Raw genomic sequence first — 19,366 nt, 5'->3', positions numbered from 1 at the left:
GGGTGTCATGATGTCGCTGCGCGAATATCGCTCTGGTGCGAGCCGCCTTGCCGACTTCCTGCCCTGGGCTGCGCTGGTCGCGCCGGGTATCGTGCTCAACAAGGACGGCAGTTTCCAGCGCACGGCGCGCTTCCGCGGTCCCGATCTTGATTCTGCCACCCCGGCCGAACTTGTCGCCGTCACGGCGCGGCTCAATGCCGCGCTGCGCCGCCTCGGGTCGGGCTGGGCGATCTTTGTCGAGGCGGCCCGCGATCCGGCGCGTGGCTATCCCGACGATGCCTTTCCCGATCCCGCCTCGGCGCTGGTCGAGCGCGAGCGAGCGGCCCAGTTTGCCGAGCATGGCGCCCATTTTGAAAGCCGCTATTACCTGACGCTCAGCTGGCTGCCGCCGGCCGAGGACGCCGCGCGGGCCGAGAGCTGGCTGTTCGAAGGCCGCGCAGGGCAAAGCAGCAATGCCGGTGACTGGCTGCAGGGTTTTGCCGATCGCACCGAGCGCCTGCTGCGCCTGGTCGAGGGCTTCCTGCCCGACGTCGCCTGGCTCGATGATGCGGCAACGCTGCGCTACCTCCATGCCTGCGTCTCGACCCGCCGCCACGGCGTCCGCGTCCCGGAAATCCCGGTCTATCTCGACGCGCTGCTCGCCGACGAGCCGCTGGTCGGTGGCCTCGCGCCGCGACTGGGCGCCGCGCACTTGCGTTCATTGAGCGTGATCGGATTTCCGTCGGCGACCTTTCCCGGCATTCTCGACGAGCTCAATCGCCTGGCCTTTGCCTATCGCTGGGTGACCCGCGCGATCATGCTCGACAAGACCGATGCCGTACGCCTGCTGAGCCGCATTCGCCGGCAGTGGTTTGCCAAGCGCAAGTCGCTGGGCGCGATCATCAAGGAAGTCATGACCAACGAAGCGGCTGTCCTGGTCGATAACGATGCTGCCAACAAGGCGCTCGATGCCGACCTGGCGCTACAGGAACTCGGAGCCGATCATGCCGGCGCCGCCTATGTCACAGCGACGGTCACGGTGTGGGACGAGGATCCGGCCCTGGCCACCGAGAAGCTGCGGCAGGTCGAGAAAGTGCTGCAGGGCCGCGATTTCACGGTGATCAGCGAGACGATGAACGCGCTTGAGGCGTGGCTCGGCACGTTGCCCGGCCAAGTCTATGCCAATGTCCGCCAGCCGCCGGTCTCGACGCTCAATCTCGCCCACATGATCCCGTTGTCGGCGGTCTGGGCCGGGTCCGACGAAGATCCGCACTGGCACGCTCCGCCACTGTTCCATGCCCGGACCGAGGGCACGACGCCATTTCGCTTCGCGCTCCATGTCGGCGATGTCGGCCATTGCCTGGTGATCGGCCCGACCGGTGCGGGCAAGTCGGTGCTGCTGGCGTTCATGGCCATGCAGTTTCGCCGTTATCCCGAGGCGCGGATCTTTGCGTTCGATTTTGGCGGAGCGATCCGTGCGACCACCCTGGCGTGCGGCGGCACCTGGCAGGACTTGGGCCAGACCATCGTGGGCCATGGCCTGGCCAGCACCGCAGACACGGGGCCTGCCGAGCGTCCCGGCCTCGCGCTGCAGCCGCTGGCGCGGATCGACGATGCAGCCGAGCGCGCCTGGGCGCTCGATTGGCTGCTGGCCATCCTCGGCGGCGAAGGCATTGTCGTCGATCCTGCCATCAAGGCCCATGTCTGGAGCGCGCTGGTCTCGCTGGCCTCGGCCCCGCCGGTCGAACGCACGCTTACCGGGCTGACCATTCTGCTCCAGCGCCAGGACCTCAAGCAGGCGCTCGCGCCCTGGTGCCTGGGCGGGGCGTTCGGCTCCCTGCTCGATGGCGAGCACGAAGACCTTGGCGAAGCGGCGTTCCAGTCTTTCGAGACCGAGGGGCTCGCCGGTTCGCCGGCAGCACCGGTGGTCCTGGCCTATCTGTTCCACTGCATCGATCGCCGGCTCGACGGTGCGCCGACGCTGATTATCATTGATGAAGGCTGGCTGGCGCTCGACAGTCCGGCCTTTGCTGCCCAGCTGCGCGCCTGGCTCAAGACCTTGCGCAAGAAGAATGCCTGCGTGGTCTTTGCCACGCAGAGCCTTGCCGATATTGCCGGATCGACCATCGCGGCGGCCATTATCGAAAGCTGCCCGACGCGGCTGTTCCTGCCCAATGCCCGGGCCCGCGAGCCCCAGATCCTCGGGCTCTACCGCCGTTTCGGCCTCAACGATCGCCAGATCGCGATCCTCAGCGAAGCTACGCCCAAGCGCGACTACTACTGCCAGTCGCGGAGCGGCAACCGCCTGTTCGAACTCGGGCTGGGCGAGATTGCCCTGGCCTTTGCCGCAGCCGGCGGGCCGCGCGATCAGCAGGCGATCACCGCATTGGCCGAGGCCGGGGCAGGCACGCCTTTTGCGCTCGCCTGGCTGCGCGCCCGCGGCCTCGACTGGGCCGCAGAACTGCTCCCTGAAATTCTGCCACCTGCTGCGGAGAACCTGCTGCGATGAGTGTTCATCTGGGGCGCGCGCCGCGCGCTGTCACCGCATGGCTGGGAGCCAGCCTGCTGGGCGCCTTGCCTGGGCCAGCCCAGGCCCAGTTCAGCGGCATCGTCTATGACCCGTCCAACTACGCGCAGAACGTGCTCACGGCCGCGCGTGCCTTGCAGCAGGTCAACAACCAGTTGCGCCAGATCGAGAACCAGACCCAGTCGCTGCTCAACGACGCGCGCAATCTCGCCAGCCTGCCGCTCTCGCTGGTCGCGCCGATCCAGCAGCAGCTCGACCAGACCCGGCAACTGCTGCGCCAGGCGCAGCGACTGAGCTACAATGTCGATACGGTTCAGTCGGGCTTTTCCGCCCGCTATCGCGCGATCGACCTGTCGGCGTCCGACCAAGCGCTGGTCACTGGTGCGCAAAGCCGCTGGCAAGACAGTGTTGCGGCATTCGAGGATGCGCTCAAGACCCAGGCTTTGACGGTCGGTCATCTCGATACCACGCGTCAGTCGCTGACCAGTCTCATGCAGGCGAGCCACGATGCGACGGGCGCGCTCCAGGCTATCGAAGCGGGCAACCAGATCCTGGCGGTCCAGTCGCAGCAGCTTGCCGACCTTGCCGCGACCTTGGTCGCCCAGGGGCGCGCCCAGACTCTCGACGCGGCGGCGGCAGCTGCGGCCAAGGCCCAGGCGCGCGAGCAGTTGCGTCGCTTCCTGGCTCCCGGCCGCGGCTATGTCGCTGAGCCGGTCACGCTGTTTCACGAGTAACGGCCATGGCGCACCCCCGTGTCCATCGCATCCTGCTGCTCGGCTTGCTTGGCCTCGCGGCTTTGATGGCGCTGATTGCGGCGCTCTTGCCGTCACCGCGCAGCGACGAACCGGGCGCTTTGCCCGATCCGCGACCCGTTGTCGTAGCGCCGCCGTTCGGCGCTCCCTCCGAGCGGCGTTGCATCACGATCACGCCGAACGACCCGGCCATGGCATCCTGCGCGGCGTTGTGGGAAGCAAGCCGTCGCCGCTTTTTTGGTCTGCCCACGCGCCAATCCGCCGGGGCAGCGCCGGCTGCCGCGCCGTCGCCGGACAAGGAGGCCTGGTGACATGAACGGCACCGGCATCATCGACCGTTTTCTCGCGGTCTTCTCGCGCTACATCGACAGCGGCTTTGGCCTGCTCCATGGCGATGTAGCATTCATTGCCAGCACGCTGGTCGCGATCGACATCACGCTCGCTGCGTTGTTCTGGGCCTGGGGCGAGCACGAAGACATTCTTGCCCGTCTGGTGCGCAAGACATTGTTCGTCGGCATGTTTGCCTGGCTCATCGGCAATTGGAATCATCTTGCCAGCGTGGTCTTCGCCAGCTTTGCCGGACTGGGCCTCAAGGCCAGCGGCACGGCCACGACCACCGCGCAACTGCTCCAGCCCGGCCGCATCGCCCAGGTCGGGCTCGATGCCGGCCGCCCGCTGCTCCAGGCGATTTCCGACCTCATGGGCTATGTCAGCTTCTTCGAGAACTTTGTGCAGATCGTCGTCCTGCTCGGTTGCTGGGTCCTGGTGGTGCTCGCGTTCTTTGTCCTCGCCATCCAGCTCTTCGTCACGCTTGTCGAGTTCAAGCTGACCACGCTGGCCGGCTTCGTGCTCGTGCCGTTCGGGCTGTTCGGCAAGACCGCATTCCTGGCGGAACGCGTGCTCGGCAACGTCGTGGCTTCCGGGATCAAGGTCCTGGTCCTGGCCGTCATCGTCGGGATCGGCTCGACGATCTTCGGTGAGTTTACCGCTGCCATCTCGGGCACGCCAACGCTCGACGATGCCATGACGCTGGTGCTGGCCAGTCTGACACTGCTGGCGCTGGCGATCTTCGGACCAGGCATCGCCAGTGCGCTCATATCGGGTGGGCCGCAGCTTGGCGCCGGCGCTGCGGCAGCTACCGTGCTGGGCGCTGGCGGCGTCGCTGCGGGCGGTGCTGCGGCGGTGGGCCTTGCCGGCAGTGCTGCGGCTGCCGCGGCCATGGGTACGCTGCGCGGCGCCAGCGCGGCTGGTGCCGCCTACCGGGAAGGCGCTTCCGGGCATGCTGGCCTGTCGGGCGTCGCGCATGGGCTTGGCCAGATTGGCGGCACGGTCGCGCGCGCGGCCACGGCACCACTGCGCAAGGCCGGCGTCGGATCAGGCGAGGGCGGGGGGAGTGAACCTGCCGTCGCCCAGAGTGCAGGCGCATCGGCGGAGGCGGGCCGCCCACCGGCCTGGGCGCGCGCGCTGCGCCGACGCCAGGCGCTGGGGCAGGCCGCGATGATGACCGCCCATACGCTGCGCAGCGGCGACAGCCAGGGCGCCGGCACCAGCATCGACACTTCGCAGAAGGAGGATTGATCCATGTTTCGGCGTTCCTCGATCCGCTATGCCACGACCCCCGAGTCGGTCACGCCCTACCAGCGCGCCGCGCAGGTCTGGGACGAACGGATCGGCTCGGCCCGCGTGCAGGCGCGCAACTGGCGTTGCGCCTGTCTCGCCGCGCTTGGCCTGTCCGGTCTGCTTGCTGCGGGTCTTGTCTGGCAGGGTGCCCGCGGCACGATCGTGCCATGGGTGGTCGAAGTGGACCGGATCGGCGAAGTCCGCGCGGTGGCGCCCGCCCAGGCCGGGTACCGGCCGACCGATCCCCAGATTGCCTACCAGCTTGCCCGTTTCATCGAGGATGTGCGCAGCCTCCCGGCCGACCCGGTGGTCGTTCGGCAGAACTGGCTGCGGGCCTACGATTTCGTGAGCGAAAGCGGCGGCCAGGCGCTTGGCGCCGATGCGCGCGGCAACGATCCCTTCGCGCGGATCGGCAAGGAGCAGGTCGCCGTCGACGTAAGCAGCGTGGTGCGCGCGTCCCCCGACAGCTTTCGCGTCGCCTGGCGTGAGCGCCATTATCGCGATGGCGGCCTGGCTGATACCGAGCAATGGAGCGCGATCCTGACCATCACGCTCCAGGCGCCGCGTTCAGCCGATGCGCTGCGCAAGAACCCGCTCGGGCTGTTCATCACCGCTATCAACTGGTCCAGGGAGCTTACGCCATGACCTATCTGCCTGACTTTGCCTGGTCTGTCCTTTCCGGGCGGCTGGGCCGCACTCTGATCACGCCTCTGGTGGCGCTACTGGCCATCGCGCCGCTTGGCGCCACGAGCCAGGCAGCGCGTGCCGCCGCAGCCCATCATGGCGTTGCAGCGCCGTCGGCAGCATCCCTGCGCGTGGCCGAGGCCACCGGCGCGGCGCGCGTCGAGCCCGACCCGCAGGGTTTTGCCAACGCCATCCAGCGCTATGCATTTGCCACCGGTGCGCTGTACCAGGTTTATGCCAGCCCAGGCCATGTCACCGATATTGCCCTGCAGGATGGCGAGCACCTGGTGGGCAGTGGGCCGGTCGCGGCCGGCGACACGGTGCGCTGGCTGATCGGCGATACCACCAGTGGCGCCGGGGTGGCCCAACGGGTGCACATTCTGGTCAAGCCAACCCGCAACGACATCGCCACCAATCTGGTCATCAATACCGATCGGCGCACCTATTATCTCGAGTTGCGCGCAACACCCTCGACCTGGCTCGCTGCGGTGTCGTGGACTTATCCCGAGGACGAGCTCGTCGCCCTGCGCGCCCGTGCCCAGGCCGCGCAGCAGTCCACGCCCCTCGCAGCGGGTATCGATCCGGGGGCACTCGATTTCCGCTACAGGATCGGCGGGGATAAGCCGCGCTGGCGGCCTGATCGGGTCTTCGACGATGGCCACCGGGTCTACATCGCCTTCCCCGCAGATATTGCCGCGGGCGACATGCCGCCGCTGTTTGTCACCGGGGCTGGGGGCCAGGTCGAACTGGTCAATTACCGCGTGGCCGGTCGTTTTCTGGTGGTCGATCGCCTGTTCGATCGCGCCGAACTGCGGCTGGGGGACCGCAAATCGGCGCAGCGCGTGACGATCACTGCCCTCGCCAGGAAGGCACAGTCATGACCGCTCGGGAGCGATCGCAAGGCGCTGTTGCAGATCGTAGCGCCACGGCGCGCGACGGCGAACCCGATGAGGAGCCCGATGGTGAAAGCCCCGCTGCACAGAACCAGCAGGCGTCCGACGGCGCCGCGCCCCATGATCGGCGCGGTGGCGTACGAGCGGCGGCCGCAGCCATGGTCCGCCTGCGTCCCGCTTGGCCTGTCGTCGAGCGCCTGTCGCGCAAGGCAGTCCTGGCCCTAACGGCGACCGGGGCCGCTCTTGTTGCTCTGGCTTTTGCCTTCGGGCTGCAAGGCGGGCGTGCATCGTCAGAGGCGGACACGCCACCGGTCGCGTCAGCCCAGCCTGGCAACGTGTTGGCCAAGGCACCGCGCGATTACACCGAGGTTCCCCGGCTTGCTTCCGTCCTGCCCGGTGATCAGGCGCAAACTGGTGGCCAGCCGGACCAGCGCAGCGGTTCGACCAGGCCCCATGAGCAGCCCATGGCGGAAAAGCAGGGAAGTAGGCCGGCAGCGACGCCGGCCGGACCGAGCGGTGAGGGCGTTGCCGCAGCACGGCAGCGCCGCCAGGCCGAGCGCGATGCTGCGCGCCAGAGCCGCCTGTTTGCCAGCGAAGCGGTCAATCGCGGTGACAGCTCGGCAGAGACGGGCGGAGCGAGCGAGCAACAACCAGCTGCCGGCGCGATGCTCCCCGCCGGCCAGACGGGTTCCCCGCCGCCATCGGTGACGGACGCGCGCCAGGCCTTCCTGGATCGCCCGGGCTCGGCGGCGACCATCTCGGCTGCGCGCCTCATGCCGCCGGGTGGCCAGGCGGTGCTGCAGGCCGGCAGTGTCATTCCGGCTGCGCTGATCACTGGGCTACGCTCCGACCTGCCGGGCCAGATCACCGCGCAAGTGACTGAGAACGTTTATGACAGCCTATCCGGCACGCAACTGCTCGTTCCGCAAGGCGCGCGTCTGATCGGCGAATACGACGCCGCTATTGCGGCCGGACAGCGCCGCGCCTTGCTGGTCTGGACGCGGCTGATTCTGCCCGATGGCCGATCCCTTGACCTTGCCCGGTTGCCTGGCACGGATCCGGCCGGGCAGGCCGGGCTTGAGGATCGAACGGATTTTCACTGGGGTGGCATCATGCGCGCGGCTGCGGTCTCGACGCTCCTCGCAGTCGGGGCAGAATGGGGCAGCGATAGCGACGATGCGCTGGTCCGCGCTCTGCGCCAGGGCGGACAGGACAGCGTCAACCGCGCCGGCACGCAGATCGTAGCACGGGCGCTCGACGTGCCGCCCACCTTGACGATCCGCCCAGGCTATCCGGTGCGCGTGCTGGTGACGCGTGATCTCGTGTTCGAGGCCAGCGGGGACAGGCCGTGAGGCGCCTTGCGCCTGAGCGCTAGTGTCCAGCTCGCGCATACGCGGTTGGGCTTGGCATTGTCTCGGCACTGGCGGTGCGCGCTTGACGCCCGCTCGCGGGCAAGCGGCACGCGTGATGGTCAAGGCGGGCCTTTGGACTTTGCCTGGATTGCGTTTGTTGGCCCGGCCGGCGGTGCTGGTATGCCATCAGGCCTTGCTGGAGGTGGCGTGCAACAATTGCCGATAGCCGCCCGCGACCAGGGCTTCGGCGGCGCGCAGCAGGCGATGGACCTGACGGCGCTCGGGGCTCGTCGTCCAGGCAATCGCCCGCGCGAAGCGTCGGCCGGGGAAGACCACGGTGGCGGCGAGATCGCGCGTGCTGGCAACAGGATTTGCCCGCCGCGCGTCGAGCAGGCGCAGCAACAGGTCGAGGCGATAGCGCTGGTAGGCGCTGGGCTGGTCGATTGCCGCGCGCGGGGCAGGGCGGGTGGCGGTGAGCAGGGCCTGCAGGCGTTCCAGTGCGCAACGGCGCAGCCGCCAATGGTGATCAGGCGTGGCAAGGCAGGCGAGCTGCGGCGCCTCGTCGCTTTCCGGCAGAAGCAGGCGCAACCAGGCATTGTCGGTGCGCACGGCCACATGCTGGACCGAACCGGCCGGCGCTGGCAAGGCGGCGTCAAGGCTGGCGCCGAGCGCCGCGCGCGACAGGCCGGGTAAGCCGGCCGGTGCCGCGACCAGGACCAGCGTGGCAGGATGCCATGCCGGCAGCCAGAGGGCAGGCGTGGTCGGTACGGCGGCCTCGGGATCGACCGGAAAACGCCAGGCCCCATGCCCGGGCCTGCTCCTTTCTGCGCGCGAGAGTGTGGCGCTGCATGCCGCGCCAGGCCGCGCGATAGGCTTCGTTCCGGCGCAGGAATTCCTGGGCATAGCCGGCAAAGTCTCGGGCTGGTTCGGGCACGACCATCGTGGCGCTCCTCGTCTTTGAGGCGCCAGCATCGGCGTGGCCACCGATGGGTGCTATTCCCCAGGCGGGGAGGGGGCTTCCCTGTGCTTGGTATAGACAGGACAAGCCCAACCGATGTCTGCGTGGTGACAAGACAAGCCGTTCGATTCGCACGGCAAAACCGCTGGATAGGGGTATCGCCGGGGCGCGCCGGCTGGCGGTATAGTCCATGCCCGGCCGGGTGGTCGGCGCGCATGTCCAGGCGTGATGCTAAAGGTGCCGACAAGGCGTCCCAAGCACGCTCTTCCACCGCCCGGCTTCTCTTGCCGCACTGTCGGTTGGGGTTCCACTTGGCCGGCAGGAGTGCCGTTGCCCAGCATGGCGTAGTCGTTTTCATGTGGTTGAGCGACGCGGCCAATGCCGTGGACGCTGACCCATGCCACCAGACACGTTGCTTTTTGAAAAGGCGAGTTCTTGGTTCGAGTCCGCATCCCGGCCCAGGCACGCCGAGCATCGCCGGCATCGCGCGGAGGCGCCACCAACAGGGACGGCTGCGACGTCGAACATAAGGTGATGTGGTGCCGGTTTTGTGGGCAGGGGTCTTAAGCTCAGCCTGTCCTGAGAAATGCAAAGCAATGAACAGGGGGGCGCCAAAGCGAGAAATTCAAAGCCGAAGAAGCAAGGAAAGCGATCCGCGGCGATCTGATATCGGCGGAATTGGCTGTCGGATAGGACGGGGGACAATACGATGATCGGCGCTTGATGCGTCAGCCGAGCAATAACACGGCTGGATTATTTGCTGAACGCGTCGCGGATTTCATGCTATCAACATTTTGTCGACGTAGTTTTGGGCCCGTTTTCCTTTTCCAATATGTATGGTTCGATCTGCTCTCCGATCTTGAGAAGATGTATGAGATAATCAATGCATTCCTCGATCTGGGCATCGGGGCCCTGGACCAGTTCCGAAATGGCCAGGCCGCGGAACGCCGCAATCGATACCCGCACCAGGATTGGCAGGTTGTATGGCGGCTTGATCCCGAGCTCTTCGTAAAGAACCGCGAAATCCGCCACCGCGCGCTCATCGATCGTCTTTTCCTTTTCGCGCAACTTTGCGCTCAATTCCGGATCGGAACGCGCGGCAAGCATGATCTCGTCCACCGCGATGGCAGGCTCGCGACGCATGCCTGCAAGAACATAGCGAGGGGCTTCCTCGAGATAGGCGCGTGTGCCGACGCGCTGCTTGATGTCTTCAATTAACTGGCGTTCTTCGAGATAGACTGCGTCGCGCACGGCAATCATCAGGTCGGCATATGTGGCGAAGTGATAGAAGATGTTCCCCCGGCTGACGCCGGCCTCCTTCGCGATCATCGCGGTGGACGTTCCGCTGTAGCCGGCCTGGTACAGGCACCGGATCGTTGCATCAATGATCCGCCGGCGCGAGTCGATGGTCCTCTCTTCCTGGCTCCGGCGTGGTTTGGTCAAGGTTGTCGGCCGCTGTTCCATGCCTCGGCCTATATGGCTTTTGCCCTCGCTTGGCGACGGCATCTTCGCTGCTTCCATGATGCACCCTCTCGCGCCGGGCTGGACCGGCGCCTGTCCGCCGATAGCGAGGCATAGCCTAGGCACTCCCGCAAATCTGCGCCACAAAAAACTTACTGTCTTGACAGTCAGTAAAATGGATGGCCTATTTGGATCAGAAAGCGCGGACATAGAACCGGCGGGAGAAGGATGAACATATGAGGCACGTCTGGATTTTTGCGGGTTGCAGCGCCCTTGCGCTGGCTAGTCCATCCTACGCTCAGTCAGCGATGGCGGCATCGGTTCCCCGGCAGGATGACGGCGGTGCGCCGGCAATCCAGCCCGCGGCCAATGCTGGCGAGATTATCGTCACGGCCAACCGTCGGGCCGAGCGCCTGCAGCAAGTTCCCATCGCCGTCACGGTTGTCGACGGCGCCCAACTGGCTCGCCAGAACGTCAACACGGTCGAGAATTTGACTCGCTCCGCGCCGGCGCTCGAGGTTGCCGGTCCGACCGGTTACGGGGCATTGAGCATTCGCGGCGTCGGCGGCATTTCGCTTGCCCAGAGCTCCGAGGGCAGTGTGGGTGTCGTGGTCGACAACGTCGCTTTGGCGAACACCTCGATCGATCCGCCGCTGCTCTTCGACATCGCGCGCATCGAAGTGCTGGAAGGACCACAAAGCACGCTGTTCGGGCGCAATTCGTCGGCCGGTGTCATCAACATCGTCACTGCGGCGCCCGACCCGAGCCGTACCGCAGTCATCGCCCACGCCGACATCGGCACGCGCGACAACTACATCGGGCGCCTCGCGGTCAATCTGCCGGTCAGTGACAATGCCGCCCTGCGGATTGCCGGCGGTTTGACGCAGGATCCCAAGGTTCAGTACAATCGTGCCGACGATAGCTGGCAAAAGCGCAAGAGCGAGGCGGTTCGCGGCCGGTTCCTGTGGGAAGCGTCGGACAAACTGACGATCAACCTGTCGGGAGACTATACCCACAACCATTACGACGGCGGCGTGCAGTGGGCGGTGTTCCAGTCCTCGCCGACAAGCCTGCTGACCGCGCGGCTGAACGCCTGCGGTGTCACGGTTGGTCCCAGCAACACCGACGGGTGCGCCGGCCCCAATCGCAGCAATCACACGGTCTTCGGCTTTTCCGGGCAGATCGATCTGGCGCTCGGCGGCTATACGTTGACATCGGTCAGTGCCATTCGGCGTCGGACAATCAATGAACTGGTCGACATCGACAGCACGACGGCCGATCGCTACATCCAGCCGCAATCGGGGTCACAGCGCAATCTCAGCCAGGAGTTGCGTCTTTCGACACCGAACGGCGGGCGCGTCGAGGGGGTTGCCGGCCTTTACTATTCGAGCCAGCGGCTGACCAATTCCCTCACCCAGGTTGGCAATATCCTGGCCGACTTGCCATTGATCGGCGCGTGCCCGCTGCCCCTTGCTTCTTTGTGTGCGCTCCCCTTCGGACAGACCCGCGACACGGCGGTGCAGACCGAAGGCTATGCCGCTTTCGGCCAGGCCACGGTTCACATCTCGCCGCGGCTGCGCGTCCTGCTTGGACTGCGCGTGGGCCACGAAAGCGTCAAGGCGCAGACCGGTGCGACCACGCTGGCACCCGGCGCCGTTGCCCAGCTCACGCCATTGCCGGGGATCAATGCGCGCGTATCGGATACCTATGTCGGATACCGGGTCGGCGTCCAATATGAAGTCGCCAAGCAGGTCATGGTGTTTGCCACGGTGACCCGCGGCTACAAGGGCCCGGCCGTCAACGATCAGGCCGCCGGCGTTAGTGGTAGCCAGTTGATCGTGCGTCCGGAAATTCCGACCGCATTTGAAGGCGGCTTCAAGTCCTCGCTCATGAACGGGCGCATCGCTTTCAATGCGACGGGTTTCTACACGCGCATCAAGGACTTCCAGGCTTCCTTCGTCGATACCTCGACGCCCGCGAACCTCCTGGTGTTCGGCAACGTGCCGACATACCGGACGTGGGGCGCCTCGGCCAACCTATTCGGTCGTCCCGTCCAGGGTCTGACCGTGAACATCGGCGCCACGTTCCTGGTGCGGCGCTATGGTGCCGGCTACCTTGCGCCCAATGCCTTGGGACAAGTGGTGGACGTCAGCACGTTCCGCCCTGGCGGCTCGTTGAAGCTGACGAGCAGCCTGGAATACACTGCGCCGCTTACCGCACGGCTTAATGGCTTCTTCCAGGCGGACGTGGTGCGCAATCCGCGCCTGTTCTCGAATGCCGCGGGCGACAGTGTTCTGGCGGTAGACAGCTGGGTCAATGTTGGCGGTCGCCTCGGGGTGAAATCGGCGGACAACCGTCTCGGCGTGTCGGTCTTCGTGCGTAACCTGTTCGACACGATCCGCTCTGGCGCGCGGTTCGTCACGCCGACGGCCGCACAACAGCTCGATCCGGTGTCCTATTCCCAGTTTGCCGGCGCGGAATCACGGCGTGTCGTGGGCCTTTCGCTCGATGCCAGCTTCTGACGTTCCGGATCAATCATGATCACGGGCGAAGGCATTGCGCGTGCGGCCGGACCGCAACGGTTCGCCAGCCCCTTGGCGTTGATCATGCGCAATGGGGCCGGCTGTCGGTGACGGCCGGAACGCCCGCCTTGGGTATTGCTGCCGATGAGCATTGCCGGGGCGGCCCGGGGCGGGGGCTGGCATCACGAACCGACCCTGCCTTGGCAGGGTGCTATTCAGGAAAGACCCCGATGTCTGTGAGCTTTCCCGCTGTTGCCACGGATCTGCGTGTCGAGCGTCGCAAGGGGCCATGCCACATCGGCACCGCTACGCCTGCCTTCTCGTGGCGTCTCGCGCCAGGTGGTGTCCAGGCGGCATACCAATTGCGATTGCTCGATGGGCAGGCGGGCGAGGGCGCGGTCATCTGGTCGGGTGACCCCGTTGCATCGTCCGAGATGATTGATGTGCGCTATGATGGTCCACCCCTGCGCTCGCTCAGGCTTTATGGGTGGCAGGTTCGCCTATGGACCGGGCCTGACGCAGGCCAGTGGAGCGAAGTCGCGACGTTTCGAACCGCTGTTCTCGAGCCAGAAATGTGGGTGGCCGACTGGGTTTCGGGCCAGGTGAACGACCGCGCGGCGCTCTATCTGCGGGGCGTCGTCGATCTGCCGGATCATATCGTGCGCGCCACGGTCTGCGCCACGGCACTCGGCTGGTATCGCTTCTTCGTGAACGGGTGCGACAAGACCGGCAACGCCCAAGTGCCGCGCTGGACCCATTTCGATCACATGCTGGAATACCAGATCTATGATGTGACCAATGATGTGCGGCCCGGGACCAATGTCCTGGCCATGGCGATCGCCGACGGCCGGTTTCGCGGCCATAGCGGCATTGCCGACAAGCGCGCCGTGTTCGGTGACAGGCTGGCCGGTTTCGTGCAGCTGTTCGTGGAATTTGCTGATGGTCGCGTCGAAACCTATGGTACCAATCCACAATGGCGCGGTGGGGAAGGGCGCATTCTGCAGTCAGACCCCAAGCGCGGAGAACACGCCGATTTGCGTATCGGCGATAGCGACTGGCGCTGCGATCAAACCCACCCCGCGCGCTTTCGCCCGGTTATCCCGGCCACTGCCCCCACCACCTGCCTGGTTGCCGAGGACGTTGCCCGCGTTGATGCCTTTCGCCGGCTTGCCGCCACCAAAGTCTGGCGCGCGCCGAGTGGCAAGTGGCTGGTCGATTTCGGCCAGAACTTCGCCGGCGTGGCCAGCATGCGTGTCAGTCAACCGGCAGGCACGTGCCTTACCTTGACGTTCAGCGAAGTCGTCGGCCGCGATGGCGAGCTTGATACCCAGTACCTGTTCGGAGACATGTCGCGCCATCCGCCGCAGCAGGATACGGTGATCAGCGCCGGAGTGGCGGAATGGTGGCAGCCGTGGTTTACCATCCATGGTTTCCGCTATGTCGAGATTGACGGGCTGGTGACCGCCCCCGACGTGTCGGACTTTGCGGGTATCGTCCTGTCGTCGCAGCTCGATTACGCGGGCACGTTCGAATGTTCCGATGCCCGCCTCAATCGGCTGGTCGACAACGTGCGCTGGAGCATGATTTCCAATTTTGTCGATACCCCGACCGATTGCCCCACGCGCGAGCGCTCCGGGTGGACGGGGGACATCCAGGTCTTCGCGCAGACTGCCTGTTACCTCGCGGATGTGCAGCCCTATCTGCGGCGCTATCTGCGCAATCTTGCCCTCGAGCAGCATGAGAGCGGCGCCATTCCGCCCTATCTACCCGGCGATACGACACGGCATTCCGGTCCTGCTCCGTTCACCATGCGCCAGACGGCCGATTCGGCTGGTTGGGGCGATGTGGCTGTCATGGTGCCGGCAGTGCTCCACCAGCATTTCGGGGATCGCGTCATCCTCGAGCGCCAATATGGCAGCATGAAACGCTGGGTCGATCATCTTGCCGCGCTGGCGCGACGTTCGCCCGGCAGGGGGCGGCTATGGCCGCGGCGCCTGGGCGGGCTCGAGCGCTATATCGTCGATAGCGGCTTCCATTGGGGCGAATGGCTGCGCCCCGGCGAGAGCATGCCGCTGACTTATCTCAAGCATGCGTTGCGCGCGCCTGCGAGCGTGGCGACCGCCTACCTGGCCAATTCCGCACGATTGCTGGCCGAAACGGCGCAAACCTTGGGGCATGCCGCCGACGCCGGCGGCTATCGCGACCTCGCCGACAAGGCGAAACAGGCCTGGCAACGCGCATTCGTGCGCAAAGGCGGCGCAAAGATCGGCCATGATCGCCAGGATGACTATGTGCGTGCCCTGGCCTTCGATCTGCTGCCGCATGAGCAGCGACCTGCCGCGTTGGCACGGCTGGTGGCGTTGATCGCTGCGGCCGATCATCACTTGGGCACCGGATTTCTCAGCACGCCATTGCTGCTGCCCGTGCTCGCTCGCTTCGGGCGGGAAGACATCGCCTATCGCCTGCTGCTGCAGGATACCAGCCCGTCCTGGCTCGACCAGGTGGCACGAGGGGCTACCACCACCTGGGAAAGCTGGGAGGGTTACAACAAGAAAGGCGACGCTCGCTACAGCCACAACCATTATGCCTTCGGCGCCGTGGTGGCATGGCTGTTCGGCGGGGTTGCCGGCATTGCGCCGATCGAACCGGGTTTTCGCCATATACGCTTTGCGCCGGTAATCGGCGGTGACCTTACTTACGCGCGCGCGCGTATCGATACCCCCTATGGGGAAGCGCGAAGCGCCTGGACCGTCATCGGCGACCGGGTCGAACTCGATATCGTGGTTCCGCCCGGTGCCACGGGCGAGGTCCACATCGGCGAGGACACGATCCATCACGTTGCAGCAGGCCGAAGCGCGTTCTGCTGGTCGCTGGCAGAGCAGGCCCGTCAATCAGTTCCAACCATCCTGACAGCTGCGAGGCAGGCATGAGTCGAACAATGAGCGTCAGCGGCAAAACCGCCATCGTCACTGGCGCGGCGAGCGGGATCGGGCGTGCCATCGCGTGTTCCCTGGCCGCACGGGGCTGCCATCTCGCGCTGGCAGACGTCAACGCGGCAGGCCTGCGCGAGACGGTCGCCATGCTCGGCACCGGCATCCGCGTGACGTGCCATGATCTCGACGTATCCGACACGCACGCCGTGGCGGCCTTGCCTGGCCAGATTGCAGCAGCCCATGGCGCAGCCGATATTCTGGTCAACAACGCGGGCGTTGCCATGGGGGGAACGTTCCAAGCCATCGACGAGGCGGATTTCGATTGGCTGATGGCCATCAACTTTCATGGCGTCGTGCGTATGACGCGCGCCTTCCTGCCCATGCTGCAAACGCGCGTCGTGGCACAGATCGTCAATCTTTCCAGTGTGTACGGTCTGATCGCGCCTGCTGGCCAATCGGCCTATGCCGCATCAAAGTTCGCGGTCCGCGGGTTTTCCGAGGTCCTGCGCAACGAGTTGCGGATCGCGGGTTCACCGGTCGGTGTGACGGTCGTGCATCCCGGCGGCATCAAGACTGCCATCGCCGACAACGCCCGTGTGCCACCAAATACCGACCCGGACGAAGAACGCCGTGAGCGCGAGCACTTTGCCGTCGCTCTCAGGATGCCGCCGGCCAAGGCGGGAGAGATCATCGTGCGCGGTATCATGGCGCGGCGGGCGCGCGTCCTGGTCGGTACTGATGCCAAGATCGTGTCTATCGTCGAGCGGCTGATGCCAGTTGCCAATTTTCGGTTCTTGCGCGGGTTGGGGCTGCTGTGAAAATGGGGATGCTTCTGGCAGAGGCGTGTGGGGCTCTGGTTGCGGGAGTAGCTGGCCTGGCAGCCTATTCGCTGATCGTGGGAAGGCTGGCAGAGCGCCGGGTGCCCGCCATCGGCAAATTCATCCATGTTGCCGATGCCCGCCTGCACTACGTGGCCATGGGCTCGGGCCCGCCGGTCGTCCTGGTTCACGGGCTTACAGGGCAGCTTCGCGAGTTTACCTATGCGCTGGCCGATCGGCTGGCGCTTGATCATCGGGTAATCGTGGTCGATCGGCCCGGCTCTGGCTATTCCACCTGGTTGCGCAAGGGCGAGCGCAGCATTGCTGGCCAAGCAAAGGTATTGCGCGATTTCCTGCGCGTCCTTGGTCTGTGGCGGCCTTTGGTAGCAGGGCATTCGCTGGGCGGTGCCCTATCGCTCAAGCTGGCGATCGATTATCCCGAGGCTGTCGGCGCGCTAGCCCTGATCTGCCCCTTGACCCAGCCGCTGGACGAAGCGCCGGCCATGTTCGAGGCACTGGTAATCCCGTCTGCTGTTCGGCGCGCGGTTATCGCGCAAGTTCTCGCGGTTCCCGTCGGTCAGTGGCAGCGCCAGGCTATCCTGCAGGCCGTGTTCGCGCCTGATGCCGCCCCTGCCGATTATGGAACGCGGGGCGGGGCGCTGCTCAAGGACCGGGCCAAAGTGTTTCGCACTGCGTCCAGCGAGGTTCTCGCCGTACAGGCCGAGATGGCCGGTATTGCTGCGCACTACCCCAGCGTGAAGACCCCGGTATCCATTCTGTTCGGCCGGGACGATGCCGTGCTCGATCCGCGTCTGCACGGCGCGGTGACTGCGGACAGTCTGCCCAGGGCCGATTTCACCCTCGTCGAAGGGGGGCACATGATCCCGATTACCCATCCTGACCGTGTGGCGGAATGGCTGAGACAGGCCGGGCGGCGATTTCGCCAAGAGTCGGATACCGCGCAGGATCGAACCAGGAACTTCATGTGATGACAAGTGACAAGGCCTTGACGGGCGTCGATATCTGGCACGGCGAAAGCCTGTTTTCGCGGCTCATCCGTACTGTCATCCTGCCGCTGATGGGCAGCAAGCGGATGTTGCGCGACATCGATGTCCATGCACGCCATTTGCAGAAGACCCGCAAGGCCGGCGAGGCCCGCCCGCCCAGGCGGATCACAAGCAACTATCGCATCACCACGCGTGTCTATGCCGGCGCCAATGCCCTGTTCGTCGAGCCTAAGTGTGGGGCTGCCCAGCGCACGATCGTCTATATCCATGGTGGGGCCTATGTTTCCAACATGCTGTCCTACCAGTGGAACCTGGTCGAAGGGCTGGCGTCTCGCAACGCTGCACGGGTCGTTGTACCGCACTATCCGCTGGCACCGGAGCACGACTGGCAGCCCGGCTTCGCGATGATGCAAGAGCTCTATGCCGCCTTGCTGGCCGAACATGGTGCTGAAAGCATCGTGCTGTGCGGCGACTCCGCCGGCGGCGGTTTCACGCTTGCCCTGGCGCAGATGCTGCGCGATCAGCAGGCGCCTTTGCCAGGCAAGCTGGTGCTCTATTCGCCCTGGCTGGACTTGCGGGAGCACAATCGGGACCAGGACGCCTATGACGCGGCTGATCCGATGCTGGCCCGCCCGGTCCTGGTGTGGAGTGCCCGAAACTGGGCCGGGCGCACGCCGCTCGATGATCCCCGGATCAGCCCGGTTCTAGGTGACATAACCGGGCTGCCGCCGATCCTGGTGTTCAGTGGAACGGCGGACCTGCTCCACCCCGATTCATTGGCGCTGCAGGCCAAGGCGCAGCGGCTGCATTGCCCCCTGCGGCTGATCATCGGTGATCGGATGACGCATGCCTGGTCTGTGCTGCCCACCCGTGAGGCAAGGCGTCTGCACGACGAAACGGCATCCTTCCTGCAACAGTGATCTTCAGCCGCGTTGGAGTTTGGCGACATGACATATGCACTTGCCGGACGGGTTGTTGTCCTGACCGGATCGACTGGTGGGCTGGGCCGCGCGGTGGCCATGGCCCTGCGCGACAAGGGCGCCAGGCTCGCATTGCTCGATATCGATCGAGCCGCGGTTTACGCGCAGGTCCGCGATCTGGGTGGTGGCAGCGATGTCTGGGGCGGGCACGTTGACGTGCGGTCCTGGCCCACCGTCGAATCCGCGATCGACGCAGCCGCACACCATTTCGGCCGGATCGACGTGGCCATCGCCAATGCCGGGGTTGCCACGGCATCACCGATGGAAAAGATCTCCCCCGAGGCGTTCGACCGGGTGATCGACATCAACCTCAATGGCGCCTGGCGAACCTTCCGGGCGGCCTTGCCGCACGTGCGGCAGCACAAGGGCTACATGCTGGCGGTCTCTTCGATGGCCGCATTCGTCCATTCGCCCCTGCAGGCGCACTATACCGCCAGCAAGGCCGGTGTATGGGCCATGTGCGACAGCATCCGCCTAGAGGTGCGGCATCTCGGTGTTGGGGTGGGCACGATCCATCCGACATTCTTTGCAACGCCGATGATGGACGGCGTTCTCGCCGATCCCGCCGGCGTCAAGATCTGGGGCGGCAATCGTGGCGGGCTGTGGAAGATGGTGTCGCTCGACGAAGTGGTACAGGGGATTATCCGCGGCGTCGAGCGACGCGACGACATGATCGTGGTGCCGCGCAAGAACATGTTGGTTGCCCGCGCCCCGGGCGTGTTCCGCCGGTTGGTGGAGCGGGTCGGTTTTCGCGATGCAGACATCAAGGCCGCGATCGCCGCTGCCGGTGTCGGGGACCGCTAGATCGGAGTGATCACGAGGTGCCAGGACCCTGCCTCGCGCAACGCGAGGCCAGGTCCTGGCCTCGAAACTCAAGCCC

At 65.7% G+C, this 19,366-nt stretch carries 16 protein-coding genes; 13 read left to right on the top strand and 3 right to left on the bottom strand.

Annotation, left to right across the window (positions count from 1 at the left end; genetic code table 11):
- Nucleotides 1–7 precede the first annotated feature (7 nt).
- The 7 genes from trbE to SCA01S_RS08335 are packed head-to-tail and all read left to right on the top strand — an operon-like array spanning nt 8 to nt 7,807.
- On the top strand, nt 8–2,488 hold the full coding sequence (gene trbE / locus SCA01S_RS08365) for a conjugal transfer protein TrbE (protein WP_062784706.1): 2,481 nt from the start codon (nt 8–10) through the stop codon (nt 2,486–2,488).
- The gene (trbJ, locus tag SCA01S_RS08360; RefSeq protein ID WP_062784704.1) at nt 2,485–3,240 is read left to right on the top strand and encodes a P-type conjugative transfer protein TrbJ; all 756 of its coding nucleotides are present in this window, start codon (nt 2,485–2,487) and stop codon (nt 3,238–3,240) included. The genes trbE and trbJ overlap by 4 nt, the downstream gene beginning before the upstream one ends.
- 5 nt (nt 3,241–3,245) lie before the next feature.
- A complete protein-coding gene (trbK-alt, locus tag SCA01S_RS08355) occupies nt 3,246–3,569 on the top strand; it encodes a putative entry exclusion protein TrbK-alt (protein ID WP_062784702.1) in 324 nt (107 codons plus the stop codon).
- Nucleotide 3,570: 1 nt separating this feature from the next.
- On the top strand, nt 3,571–4,836 hold the full coding sequence (trbL, locus tag SCA01S_RS08350) for a P-type conjugative transfer protein TrbL (RefSeq protein ID WP_062784700.1): 1,266 nt from the start codon (nt 3,571–3,573) through the stop codon (nt 4,834–4,836).
- A 3-nt stretch (nt 4,837–4,839) separates the two neighbouring features.
- Complete coding sequence (gene trbF / locus SCA01S_RS08345; protein ID WP_062784698.1) at nt 4,840–5,523, top strand: conjugal transfer protein TrbF; 684 nt, start codon at nt 4,840–4,842, stop codon at nt 5,521–5,523.
- The gene (gene trbG, locus SCA01S_RS08340; RefSeq protein ID WP_062784696.1) at nt 5,520–6,443 is read left to right on the top strand and encodes a P-type conjugative transfer protein TrbG; all 924 of its coding nucleotides are present in this window, start codon (nt 5,520–5,522) and stop codon (nt 6,441–6,443) included. Before trbF ends, trbG begins: the two co-directional genes overlap by 4 nt.
- Entirely contained in the window at nt 6,440–7,807 is a 1,368-nt protein-coding gene (locus SCA01S_RS08335) for a TrbI/VirB10 family protein (RefSeq protein WP_245652498.1), read from the top strand. The genes trbG and SCA01S_RS08335 overlap by 4 nt, the downstream gene beginning before the upstream one ends.
- 186 nt (nt 7,808–7,993) lie before the next feature.
- Here SCA01S_RS08335 and SCA01S_RS22540 read toward each other — a convergent pair whose 3' ends face one another.
- The 3 genes from SCA01S_RS22540 to SCA01S_RS21700 form a co-directional block, all read right to left on the bottom strand.
- A complete protein-coding gene (locus tag SCA01S_RS22540) occupies nt 7,994–8,416 on the bottom strand; it encodes a DNA -binding domain-containing protein (protein ID WP_167542879.1) in 423 nt (140 codons plus the stop codon).
- Between the two features lie 43 nt (nt 8,417–8,459).
- Nucleotides 8,460–8,747: a transcriptional regulator domain-containing protein gene (locus SCA01S_RS23020; RefSeq protein ID WP_369405407.1), complete on the bottom strand. Its 288-nt coding sequence runs from the start codon at nt 8,745–8,747 to the stop codon at nt 8,460–8,462.
- Between the two features lie 804 nt (nt 8,748–9,551).
- Nucleotides 9,552–10,286: a TetR/AcrR family transcriptional regulator gene (locus SCA01S_RS21700; protein ID WP_167542877.1), complete on the bottom strand. Its 735-nt coding sequence runs from the start codon at nt 10,284–10,286 to the stop codon at nt 9,552–9,554.
- Between the two features lie 248 nt (nt 10,287–10,534).
- Between SCA01S_RS21700 and SCA01S_RS08320 the strand changes: the two genes are divergently transcribed.
- From SCA01S_RS08320 to SCA01S_RS08295, 6 genes are all read left to right on the top strand, one after another.
- A complete protein-coding gene (locus SCA01S_RS08320; protein ID WP_062784688.1) occupies nt 10,535–12,748 on the top strand; it encodes a TonB-dependent receptor in 2,214 nt (737 codons plus the stop codon).
- 230 nt (nt 12,749–12,978) lie between these two features.
- Complete coding sequence (locus tag SCA01S_RS08315) at nt 12,979–15,678, top strand: family 78 glycoside hydrolase catalytic domain (RefSeq protein ID WP_084390857.1); 2,700 nt, start codon at nt 12,979–12,981, stop codon at nt 15,676–15,678.
- 8 nt (nt 15,679–15,686) lie between these two features.
- The gene (locus tag SCA01S_RS08310) at nt 15,687–16,499 is read left to right on the top strand and encodes an SDR family NAD(P)-dependent oxidoreductase (protein ID WP_062784684.1); all 813 of its coding nucleotides are present in this window, start codon (nt 15,687–15,689) and stop codon (nt 16,497–16,499) included.
- A 2-nt stretch (nt 16,500–16,501) separates the two neighbouring features.
- Entirely contained in the window at nt 16,502–17,488 is a 987-nt protein-coding gene (locus SCA01S_RS08305; protein ID WP_062784682.1) for an alpha/beta fold hydrolase, read from the top strand.
- Complete coding sequence (locus SCA01S_RS08300) at nt 17,488–18,426, top strand: alpha/beta hydrolase fold domain-containing protein (RefSeq protein ID WP_062784680.1); 939 nt, start codon at nt 17,488–17,490, stop codon at nt 18,424–18,426. Before SCA01S_RS08305 ends, SCA01S_RS08300 begins: the two co-directional genes overlap by 1 nt.
- Before the next feature lie 27 nt (nt 18,427–18,453).
- A complete protein-coding gene (locus SCA01S_RS08295) occupies nt 18,454–19,290 on the top strand; it encodes an SDR family NAD(P)-dependent oxidoreductase (protein WP_062784818.1) in 837 nt (278 codons plus the stop codon).
- Nucleotides 19,291–19,366 lie beyond the last annotated feature (76 nt).

The organism is Novosphingobium capsulatum NBRC 12533 (assembly GCF_001598375.1).
In the GTDB taxonomy this organism is placed as follows: Bacteria; Pseudomonadota; Alphaproteobacteria; order Sphingomonadales; family Sphingomonadaceae; genus Novosphingobium; species Novosphingobium capsulatum.
This window is presented reverse-complemented; position numbering and strand designations above follow the sequence as displayed.

Coding starts and splice junctions, on each gene's coding strand:
- SCA01S_RS21700 (WP_167542877.1), bottom strand. CDS start 10,286: ATGGAAGCAGCGAAGATGCCGTCGCCAAGCGAGGGCAAAAGCCATATA.
- SCA01S_RS08300 (WP_062784680.1), top strand. CDS start 17,488: ATGACAAGTGACAAGGCCTTGACGGGCGTCGATATCTGGCACGGCGAA.
- trbF (WP_062784698.1), top strand. CDS start 4,840: ATGTTTCGGCGTTCCTCGATCCGCTATGCCACGACCCCCGAGTCGGTC.
- SCA01S_RS23020 (WP_369405407.1), bottom strand. CDS start 8,747: ATGGTCGTGCCCGAACCAGCCCGAGACTTTGCCGGCTATGCCCAGGAA.
- SCA01S_RS08305 (WP_062784682.1), top strand. CDS start 16,502: ATGGGGATGCTTCTGGCAGAGGCGTGTGGGGCTCTGGTTGCGGGAGTA.
- SCA01S_RS08295 (WP_062784818.1), top strand. CDS start 18,454: ATGACATATGCACTTGCCGGACGGGTTGTTGTCCTGACCGGATCGACT.
- SCA01S_RS08310 (WP_062784684.1), top strand. CDS start 15,687: ATGAGCGTCAGCGGCAAAACCGCCATCGTCACTGGCGCGGCGAGCGGG.
- SCA01S_RS08335 (WP_245652498.1), top strand. CDS start 6,440: ATGACCGCTCGGGAGCGATCGCAAGGCGCTGTTGCAGATCGTAGCGCC.
- trbG (WP_062784696.1), top strand. CDS start 5,520: ATGACCTATCTGCCTGACTTTGCCTGGTCTGTCCTTTCCGGGCGGCTG.
- trbE (WP_062784706.1), top strand. CDS start 8: ATGATGTCGCTGCGCGAATATCGCTCTGGTGCGAGCCGCCTTGCCGAC.
- SCA01S_RS08320 (WP_062784688.1), top strand. CDS start 10,535: ATGGCGGCATCGGTTCCCCGGCAGGATGACGGCGGTGCGCCGGCAATC.
- trbL (WP_062784700.1), top strand. CDS start 3,571: ATGAACGGCACCGGCATCATCGACCGTTTTCTCGCGGTCTTCTCGCGC.
- trbK-alt (WP_062784702.1), top strand. CDS start 3,246: ATGGCGCACCCCCGTGTCCATCGCATCCTGCTGCTCGGCTTGCTTGGC.
- SCA01S_RS08315 (WP_084390857.1), top strand. CDS start 12,979: ATGTCTGTGAGCTTTCCCGCTGTTGCCACGGATCTGCGTGTCGAGCGT.
- trbJ (WP_062784704.1), top strand. CDS start 2,485: ATGAGTGTTCATCTGGGGCGCGCGCCGCGCGCTGTCACCGCATGGCTG.